This window comes from Colwellia ponticola (assembly GCF_005885605.1).
Taxonomy (GTDB): domain Bacteria; phylum Pseudomonadota; class Gammaproteobacteria; order Enterobacterales; family Alteromonadaceae; genus Colwellia; species Colwellia ponticola.
On sequence record NZ_SZVP01000138.1, the window covers coordinates 1 to 443 of the forward strand.

The 443-nt window shown below is 62.8% G+C and carries 1 protein-coding gene; it reads left to right on the forward strand.

Annotated features, from left to right (window positions below; genetic code table 11):
* On the forward strand, positions 1-181 hold a 181-nt coding region (locus FCS21_RS16230; RefSeq protein ID WP_138624520.1), incomplete at its 5' end, for a hypothetical protein.
* Positions 182-443 lie beyond the last annotated feature (262 nt).

The following is a 443-nucleotide window of genomic DNA, read 5'->3' on the forward strand; positions in this document are numbered from 1 at the left end:
CGTGGTGGTCTGGCGCGACCTGGCCGAACGTCAGCGCCAGGCCCTGGTGGGGTCGCGATTGCTCAAGGTGGACGGGCGTTGGGAGGCGGTGGGCGAGGTGCGACACCTGATCGCCGGGCGCCTGACCGACCTGACGCCACTGCTGGACGGCATCACGGTGCGCAGCCGGGATTTTCACTGAGGCGGGTAGCGCCGGCGGTGATTACCCCCTAATTTATACAAAATGAAACCATCGCCCCTTGATACGTTCCAAATTTTGCGACCGTCCTTTCTCTGCGCAGAGCCGAACGATGCAATTCTTATCCGACCCCCACGGCTGTGAAGGTTGGGCCGGCGAAATGGCCCAGCGCATTCGCGCATTTGACTGGTCAACCACCGACCTGGGACCCCTTGACCGCTGGTCCACCAGCCTCGCCTGTACCGTGCAGATGATGCTGGCATCC